At 66.4% G+C, this 8601-nt stretch carries 7 protein-coding genes; 4 read left to right on the top strand and 3 right to left on the bottom strand.

Features of this window, described 5'->3' with window-relative positions:
* The 3 genes from Q7W02_19365 to Q7W02_19355 all read right to left on the bottom strand — a co-directional run.
* Nucleotides 1-889 (bottom strand): recombinase family protein (locus Q7W02_19365; GenBank protein ID MDO8478313.1); only part of this gene is annotated, 889 nt, incomplete at its 3' end.
* A 652-nt stretch (nt 890-1541) separates the two neighbouring features.
* Entirely contained in the window at nt 1542-1832 is a 291-nt protein-coding gene (locus Q7W02_19360) for a hypothetical protein (protein MDO8478312.1), read from the bottom strand.
* A 163-nt stretch (nt 1833-1995) separates the two neighbouring features.
* Nucleotides 1996-2340, bottom strand: a complete 345-nt coding sequence (locus Q7W02_19355) for a helix-turn-helix domain-containing protein (protein ID MDO8478311.1) — start codon at nt 2338-2340, stop codon at nt 1996-1998.
* Nucleotides 2341-2553: 213 nt separating this feature from the next.
* Here Q7W02_19355 and Q7W02_19350 point away from each other — a divergent pair, with 213 nt between their 5' ends.
* The 4 genes from Q7W02_19350 (at nt 2554) to Q7W02_19335 (ending at nt 8468) form a co-directional block, all read left to right on the top strand.
* A complete protein-coding gene (locus Q7W02_19350; GenBank protein MDO8478310.1) occupies nt 2554-4323 on the top strand; it encodes a 3'-5' exonuclease in 1770 nt (589 codons plus the stop codon).
* Between the two features lie 232 nt (nt 4324-4555).
* Complete coding sequence (locus Q7W02_19345) at nt 4556-5350, top strand: serine protease (protein ID MDO8478309.1); 795 nt, start codon at nt 4556-4558, stop codon at nt 5348-5350.
* A gap of 939 nt (nt 5351-6289) precedes the next feature.
* Entirely contained in the window at nt 6290-7888 is a 1599-nt protein-coding gene (gene istA, locus Q7W02_19340; GenBank protein MDO8478308.1) for an IS21 family transposase, read from the top strand.
* Nucleotides 7866-8468: an ATP-binding protein gene (locus tag Q7W02_19335; GenBank protein MDO8478307.1), complete on the top strand. Its 603-nt coding sequence runs from the start codon at nt 7866-7868 to the stop codon at nt 8466-8468. The genes istA and Q7W02_19335 overlap by 23 nt, the downstream gene beginning before the upstream one ends.
* The last annotated feature ends 133 nt before the right edge of the window (nt 8469-8601 follow it).

The raw sequence follows: 8601 nt of genomic DNA, 5'->3' as shown, positions 1-8601 counted from the left end.
CGCGGGTGCGCAGCTCGCGGGCCACGTGGTCGCGATCTACCGAAACGACCGCAGTTGGCTGCGGTAGCGTAGCGAGCTGCTGTTCCAGGTCCTTTCTGCGGGTCTCCTCAGCACGGAGCGCAGTGAGCAGGGCCTCAGGGGGTGCATCACCCGGGGTCCCGTGCGAGATGGTCTCCGCAAGCCGCTGCTCGCGTCGCCGCGCCTCAGCGATTTCGCCCTCCAACATCGGCCGCCGGTCTGCTGTCTCCGCAGCGCTCTCCGTCAGCCGCGCAAAGGCCTGCGCCACGGCGGCCTCTACCAGCTCGGCATCGAGGGCATGGACCATGGCGTCCAGTATGGCCTCGTCCAGGATCGCTTGCGGGAGATGAAGGTTGTTCGAGCAGATGGCCGGGCCCCGCTTCGAGTTGTGGGCGCACCCGTAGAAGTAGCCCCGACGGCGGCCGTGGTGACGGCTCATGGCGATGATTGGCCCGCCACAGCCGGCACACCGGGCGAGCCCACTCAGCAGGTACGAGGACAGCGGCGTGAGCTGCGGTATGGGCTCCGCTTCGCTCAAGGCCCGGATCTGGGGAACGAAGACGCTCGCCCGCCGGTCGAGCGCCGCGTGCGCGGCCTCCCAGAGGTCATCCGAGATGATTCGGCAATCAGGCAGCTCAACCTCGACCAGGTCTGCGGGCGGCCGCGTCTCCTGCGTCTTCGTCCCCCGCCGGTGGGCCTTCTTGGTGCGATTCCAGAGGCCCCGGCCGCGGTAAAGCTCATTGTGGAGCATTTCGCGGATGGCGGTCGGCGCCCAGCCGTGCTCACCGCCGCGGGGAGGGGAGATCCCTTCCTCATTGAGCTGCTTGGCGATGCGCGTGATGCCCCAGCCCGCGGCCGACAGCTCGAACATGCGGCGGACCCCACGGCGCCCTGCGCCGGATTGATCACCCGCCGTGCTGGGGACCGGTGTGTCCCGCTGTCCGTTCCCGGGGTGCTGGCCCGGACGTTATCGTAGCCGTAGACCTTCCCGCCGGTGACGTAGCCGCCCCGCGCCAAACGCAGCAGGGCGTCGTGCGTCCGCTGCTGCCCCCGCTCCCGCTCCATCTCCGAGGCGAAGCCGGCCAGGGAGAGGAGGACCTTCTCGGTGGCTGAGTCGAGCGTGCGCTCTCGGTCGTCGAGGTAGTAGAAGAGCCGTACCCCGGCATCGAGGATCTGCTTGATGACGTAGGCCGTCTCGATCTGCTCCCGCCCGAGCCGGCTCTCCTCACTCATGACGAGCACCTGGAAGGGCGGGCGCGGCCGGAGCATGTTCAGGAGCCGCGTCAGCCCCGGCCGCTTCCGGAACTCGGCGCCGCTGACGCCATCGTCCACGAAGAGGTACTCATCCCGGACGACCCAGCCGTGTGCCAGCGCATAGGTCCGGGCATGGTCGATCTGCCGGGTCACCGACCGCTGTTCGTCCGTCACGCCGACCTGTTCCGTCGACTTCCGGGCGTAGAGGGCCGCCACCAGCGGACCGGCAGCTGCCAAGGGGCGGGGACTCGACCGACCAGTCCGCGCACTCATGTCGACATCTCCTCGGGGCCGGGCTCACACGGTGGCGTCACCACGTCTCGGACCAAGGCCTCGGCGAGCGCGTCCACGACGGCCGTGCGCACGGCGTCGGGCCAGAACTGCGACGGCACAAATGTCACAGGGCGTGACCTGTACCGCGCGGGCACCTGCCACGCGCCCAGCGGTCCGAGGACGATGGCCGAAGCACAGACAAGGCTCCCATAGATGGACGACACCGGTATGGGGGCGCCGTAGATGTCGTCCGCCCGTCCGCCGTAGATGCTCTCCTGTATCTGCATGGGTATCTCCTCCGTATATCCTTGGTATCCCCGATATCCTACAGGGGATATCCTCTTCATTCCCTTGGGGGGAGGGATCCCCGTCGAGACCCCCCGGTCAGGACCCCCGGTCAGACCCCCCCGCTACACCCCGTCGAGCCCGTGATGGCCGCGCCAGGAGATCTCACTCCCTCAGCCGCCGCCGGCCCTTCCGGCCCGGCCGCGATGCCTCCTCCTTCAGGTACGCCTTGATCGCGGCCAGGGACACTCGGATGTCGCGACCGCGCTGAATCGCCTCGAGCCGCCCATCCCAGATGGCCCGGTACACCGAAAAGACATGCCGCACGCCCAGGGCCGCCGCAGCTTCCGGGACATCCAGCCAATCACTTGGGCCAACCTCACGTTCGTAGACCTGCCCGCGCCAGACCCGTTCAATGCTGCCGCCCGACCTCGGCCCCGGGGGATTGTCCCAGTAGAACGTGATCCGCGGCCGTCCTGCGGCTGGCCGACGTGCCCGGCGTCGCGCCATGGCCGATATGTATACACAAGAATGACGCCCGCGCAAGCCTCGCAGGAACTCTGTATCTCCGTGACACGTCTCGAGTCGCCTGCACTCGGGCCGGTGCATGCGTTACTTCATGGGCGTGCCGGCTGGCTCAAATCTGGCTGGCGCGTAAGGCACGGCTCCGCCAGCAGCGGCGCGATTTCGTGAGAGTAGGCCGACGAGAGTACCATCCTTCTGATGGCCTTCATGATCCCCGAGACGCTGTCGACTCAGCCGAGCTCCGCGACAGCGGGGGAGAGGAAGGTCTTCGTCGCGCTGCGGGACTACCTGCCCGAAGACTATCTCGTCTACTACGACATCTCAGTCCAGGGACGACATCCTGATTTCATCATCGTGGGACCTGATCTTGGGCTGGTCGTACTGGAAGTCAAGGACTGGCGACTCGGATCGATTTCGGCCATCGGCGAAGAGGGCGTCAGGCTCCGCCATCCTGACGGAGAGATCGTGGTGGGGAATCCGATCTGGCAGGTGCGCGAATATGTGCTCAAAACGGTGGACCTGCTCAAGAAACGCCCCCTGCTCCGCCGCGACGGTGAGGGGCTTGCTTGTGGCTGGGGATATGGCGTGGTTTTCCCGTACCTCAGGACCGAAGACGTCCGAACCGCTTCCCTCTTCGGCCCGACCCTCGAAGATGCTCTCGAGCCGGGACGCGTCCTAACGGCCGATGACTTGACGGCGAAAGCCCTTCCTGCCCGCCTTCGTTCCCTGCTCCCTGGCTGGGCAACACGACTCGACCGCCTCACCCCCCTCCAGGTGGACGAGATCCGAGGTGTCCTCTATCCGGAGATCCGCATCGGCTGGGGCGTTCCGGACGACCAGATCCTGGGCGTGATGGATAGCCAGCAAGAGCGACGCGCGCGCTCCCTGGGCGAAGGCCACCAGCTGCTTCGTGGCGTCGCCGGCAGCGGGAAATCCGTCGTTCTTGTCTGCCGAGCGCGGTACCTGCGGGAACGGCACCCCGAGTGGCGAATTCTCGTCCTCTGCTTCAACAAGGCGCTCTCGACTTCACTCCGGCAAGCCATGCAGCCCGACGCGAACCTGGATGTCCTCACGTTTCACAGCTGGGCCCTGGGACAGCTCACCCAGAGTGGTGTGGACGTCCCGAAGCCGCCGGGGCGAGGGAAGCAGTGGGATCAGTATTGGACACGAGAAGTAGCGGAGCTTCTCCTCCGAGCGTTCGAGGAGGGTCGAGTTCCCCAAGGCGCCTATCAGGCCATCCTCGTGGACGAGGGGCAGGACTTCGCTGACGATTGGTACCGCGCTGTGCTGCGAGCTCTCGATCCCGCCACGAGCAGTCTCTTCATCGCGCTCGATTCGTCGCAGAATATCTACAGGCGAAAGGTCAGTTGGCGAGAGGTCGGCATCCAGATCGTGGGGCGGACCCGTGTGTTGCGGGACAACTATCGGAACACGCAGCCAATTCTGTCGGCCGCGTACGGCATGATCCAGGGGATCGATGCCACTGAACGGGCCGCTCTTGGTTCGCCCGACGAGTACGTGGCGCCTGATCGAGCGATCAGAAATGGGCCAGGGGTCGAGATTCACCGGTGCGCCTCCATCGAGGAGAGCCGGGAGCATGCTCTGGAATGGATTCGGTACCGGCTTGCCCGCGGGGTAGCCGCAGAGGAGATACTCGTTTTGGGGCCGGGGCGACTCGAGATGAAAACGTTTACGACATGGCTGAACAGCCTGGGTGTGTCCGCCTACCTGCTCGGCCAGACGGAGCGGGCAGAAGGCGTGCGCGTCTCAACCATCCACAGCTCCAAGGGCCTCGACGCCGACTGCGTGGTCTTGCTGGACGCCCATCAGCTCCAAGATCGCGAGGATCCAGAGGCCCGACGGCTCCTCTACATCGCGATGACTCGAGCAAGACAGGATCTTTGCGTCTTCTATCATCGGGACTCAGCGCTCATGGCGGAGCTCGAGCGCGCCTGTGCCGGCGGCTGACTCAAGCTGTGACACGGGCCCGCAGGGCCGCCGGGTCCGAGAACAGGCGTTGCTCAGAAAATCGGCGCGCAAGTACCCGATTTTCATGCGGCAGGGTGGGCCAGCGGCCCATGGACGCTTATGTTAGCTACGCTCTGCCCCCGGAGGGGTCCGGCCGCGACCGCACGCGCGTGCTCCCGGGGATGATCAGAGCCGCGTAGGGCTCCGGCTGTGAGGTAGACTCTACGCACCGATGGCGGATCTCGTCGCCCTCCTTGCCCGCTTCAAGCCTGCTGTCGTCGCGATCGTGCGGCGTACCGGGGACGGTCCTGTAGACCAGCAGGTCCTCGGCACCGGGTTCAACATAGATCAGAAAGGGGTCATCGTAACGTGCCGACATGTGGTTGAGGAGTTCATCAACGATCGATTGGAAGCCCAGTTCGTCTATCGCGAGGAGCAACTACTTGCGAAGCGCGATATGCCCTTCAATTGGGTCATTATTCACGATACGGATGACGTCGCCATCATCCGGCTTCAGAATAGCCCCATGCCGCTGCCATTCGCGCCGCTTGGCACCGGCTCGAGAGTATCGGAAGGGACGGCAATCGGCGTCTGTGGGTACCCGCTGGGCCTCGCTCTTGAGCCTAAAGCTCGGAGTGCGGCAAGCACGTTTCAAGTGGGCATAGTGGGCGCGATCATGCCCTACCCAGGCGCTCCGCCTCTTGCCGGGACAACTTTCTATCGGTTGGACATTCCGCTAAATTTTGGAAACAGCGGTGGTCCGATGTTCCTCCAGGAGGATGGAGCGGTTGTAGGTGTCGTTGCAGGACGCCCCACCACGATGGCACCTGTCTTTGCCCGGAAAGAAGTGTTGAGCCCGACCGACCTGACCGCGATCGTCTCCGGGGGGCTAACCCACGCGATTCCGATTGACCGTTCCCTGCATCTCATCGAGCGGGTCAAGAGGTTGACAGACCAAGAGATTGACGAGGTCCGCCGTACCAGGAAGTTCCCACCATGGTGGGATGAGGTGAAGACCCCAGCCTGAAAGTAATCTTTCGCCCGCCCATATGTGCGACCACCGTGGGAGAAGGCCCCTGGCGGCGCAGGATGGCCGGGTCAGAGGGCGATCGCGGTGCTGACGATCGCCTTCGCCCCGGCGCCGCTTGTGCTCCTCCGGGCGCGCGCTACTCGGAGATGGCCTCCTCCTCGCACTCCTCCCGGTACCGCTCGCGCGTGTGGCAATCCAGAGTGATCCCGCCCACCTCGGCACGGTCGCAGAAGTCGCACCGCCCGCCGGTGGCGACCATCTCGTAGAGGTGAGAGGGCCCGCTGTATCCAGCATCACTCGGTGTTCGTGGCGGCGGTTCGCCCCAAGCCCAAGAGGAAGCCGGAGCCTTCGAAGTAGGAACGCGCCCAACTCGCGCCCAAAGACACCAAGGGCTTCGGGATGTTCTCCGAAGCCCTTGTTTTTCTGGTTGCGGGGGCCCGCAACCACCGAAATCGAACAACCTGGCCTTCGGGGTTGACCTCGTCTGACGCAGAGTGACCGAGCGAGGTCGGTCCACGGACGTGCCGCCGTTATCTCGTTGGGGTCAGCCGTTGAGACTTCGCCGGGAATGGATGTGGGAATGGGCTGGGAATATGCGAATCGGACTGAGTTTCCCGCCGGTCAGGCCACCCTGAAGGACTCGACCCTCCGACCCGCTGATTAAGAGTTGCCCCGGACCACGTACTCAGGGTACCCAAAGTAACCCAAGCCTATCCAACCAAAACGATCCGGACTAGCTGGATGTCTTCCTTGATCGTCCTGGTACAGGGTGTTCTGGTAGCAGGGTGGTGGCAAATGACTGTCATTTTTCTGAATCATTCCCCCAGTAGCGGCTGAGTTTTTCAGAAACTTTCCCCCACCTGTTTTCAGAAACTTTCCCCCACCCGGGCGCGCCGTGAGCCGGGTCACGCTTGCCTCCAACCCAAGGAGGTGGGCATGGCCTATCGGGAGGTGGGGATGGTCGAAGTGCGCGAGATCGTGCGGCGGTGGCTGGCCGGCGACGGCCTGCGGAGCATTGCCCGGGCGCTGGGGGTAGACCGCAAGACCGTCGCCGAGTACGTACGGCTGGCCCACGCGGCCGGCGTCGAGCGCGGGGGCGCCCCGCCGAGCGAGGCCCAGCTCGGCGCCCTCGCGGCGTGTCGCCGGCCCGGACGGCCCGTGGCGACGACGGAGCCGAGCGCGGAGGTCCGGGCTCTGGTCGCCCATCAGGAGACGATCCGGCGGTGGTTGAGCGAGGACGGGCTGCGGCTGACGAAGGTCTACCGGCGGCTGCGCGCGCAGGGCGTGGCCGTCTCCTACAGTACGCTCTACCGCTTCGCCCGGGCGCAGTGCGACTTCGCCCCAGCGACGATCACCGTCCGCGTGGCCGAGCCGCCGCCCGGCGAGGCGGCCGAGGTCGATTTCGGCCTGCTCGGGCTCTGGCTCGATCCGCTCACGGGGCAGCGCCGGCGCGTGTACGGGCTGTTGGTCACGCTCTGCTTCAGCCGCTACGCGTGTCTCTGGATCAGCTTGCGGCAGGATCTCGCCGCTGTCCTCGACGGGCTGGAGGCGGCGTGGGCCTTCTATGGGGGCGTCGTGCGCCGCCTGGTCAGCGACAATCTGAAGCCCGTCGTCACCCGCGCCGATCGCTACACGCCCACGATCGACCGCGTGTGCCTCGAGTACGCCCAGTTCCGCGGTTTCATGCTTGATCCCGCCGTCGTGCGCCACCCCACCGGCAAACCGAAAGTGGAGCGCGGCATTCCCTACTGCCGGGAAGACTTCTTCCGCGGTGAGACCTTCCGGGACCTAGCCGAGATGCGCGCCCGGGCGGTCGTGTGGTCCCGCGAGATTGCTGGGACGCGCCTGCACGGCACCACCCGCCAGGTCCCGCGCGTGGTCTTCGAGACCGTCGAGCAGGCGACCCTCCTGCCGCTGAGCCCGGAGCCCTTCGACCGCCCGACCTGGGCCGCGGCGACGGTCCATCCCGATCACCACATCCAGTTCCACCGCGCGCTCTACTCTGTCCCCACTCGGTACATCGGCCAGCGCGTGGACGTCCGCGGCGACAGCCGCGTGGTCCGGATCTACCACCGGGGCGACCTCATCAAGGTCCATGTCCCCCAGCTGCCCGGCCGGCGCGCCACGGACTATGCCGACTATCCGGCCGCCCGCGCGCCGTACGCGATGCGCGCGCCCGACGCCTGTATCCGCCAGGCCGAAGGCCTGGGCCCCGCGATCGGCCAATTCACCACGGTGCTCTTGAGCGGGACCTTCCCCTGGGCGCGCCTGCGCCAGGCCCAGAAACTGCTGCGCCTGGCCGAGCGCTATGGCGCCGCACGCGTCAACGCGGCCTGTGCGCGCGCGCTGGCCTTCGAGCTCCTCGACGTCCGCCGGGTCGAGGGGATCGTGCGCACCGCCCTCGAGCGCGCGCCGGGCCCCGCCGAGCGCGGCGAGGTGCGACCACTGCCCGCCCGGTTTGCCCGGCCGCCGGCGAGCTTTACTCACCCCCATCCCCACGAGGAGAACGACGATGACGCTGGAGATCACGCCTGATCTGGTCCGCCGCCTCAAGCGCCTGCGGCTGGGCGGCCTGCTGCCCACGCTGCCCGACCGTGTCGCGCACGCGCGCCAGGCGAAGCTCAGCCACCTCGAATGTCTCGAGCTGCTCCTGCAGGACGAGATCGACCGGCGCGAGAGCCACACCCTGGCGCAGCGCCTGGCCGTCGCCGGCTTCGACGAGCTCGTCAGCGTCGAGCAGATCGTCTGGGACACGACGGTGAGCTACGATCGCCCTCGCGTCCGCGAGCTGTTCACCCTCCACTGGCTCGCCGAGCGCGAGAACATCATCTTCTGCGGGCCGGTCGGGGTCGGGAAGAGCTTCCTCGCCCAGGCGCTCGGCCACAGCGCCTGTCGCGCGGGCCACCGCGTGCGCTACGTCACGGTCGCCAAGCTCCTGCAGGCCCTGCTCCAGTCCCGCGCCGACAACTCCTTCGAGCGGGAGCTGCGCAGCTGGCTCGCGCCCGACCTGCTCGTCCTCGATGATTTTGGTCTCCGGAAGCTCACCGCCCAGCAGTCGAGCGACTTCTATGACGTCCTGGTCGAGCGGCATAAGCGCGCCGCGACCGTGATCTAAGTTATGAGGAATATGCCGCCCTTCCCACTACGGTGGTGCGTAGCGGCAGCACCACACACCACCGGGGAGGGGACATGGACAAAGGGGCGTGGGCGCGAACAGGTGAGCAGGGAGTACCCGTCACAGCAAGTCG

It is taken from the genome of Candidatus Rokuibacteriota bacterium, assembly GCA_030647435.1.
Lineage (GTDB): Bacteria > Methylomirabilota > Methylomirabilia > Rokubacteriales > CSP1-6 > AR37.
Note: the sequence above shows the minus strand (reverse complement) of the source record. Positions and strands in the feature narration are given on the sequence as shown.

Coding starts and splice junctions, on each gene's coding strand:
- Q7W02_19360 (MDO8478312.1), bottom strand. CDS start 1,832: ATGCAGATACAGGAGAGCATCTACGGCGGACGGGCGGACGACATCTAC.
- Q7W02_19355 (MDO8478311.1), bottom strand. CDS start 2,340: ATGGCGCGACGCCGGGCACGTCGGCCAGCCGCAGGACGGCCGCGGATC.
- Q7W02_19350 (MDO8478310.1), top strand. CDS start 2,554: ATGGCCTTCATGATCCCCGAGACGCTGTCGACTCAGCCGAGCTCCGCG.
- Q7W02_19345 (MDO8478309.1), top strand. CDS start 4,556: ATGGCGGATCTCGTCGCCCTCCTTGCCCGCTTCAAGCCTGCTGTCGTC.
- istA (MDO8478308.1), top strand. CDS start 6,290: ATGGCCTATCGGGAGGTGGGGATGGTCGAAGTGCGCGAGATCGTGCGG.
- Q7W02_19335 (MDO8478307.1), top strand. CDS start 7,866: ATGACGCTGGAGATCACGCCTGATCTGGTCCGCCGCCTCAAGCGCCTG.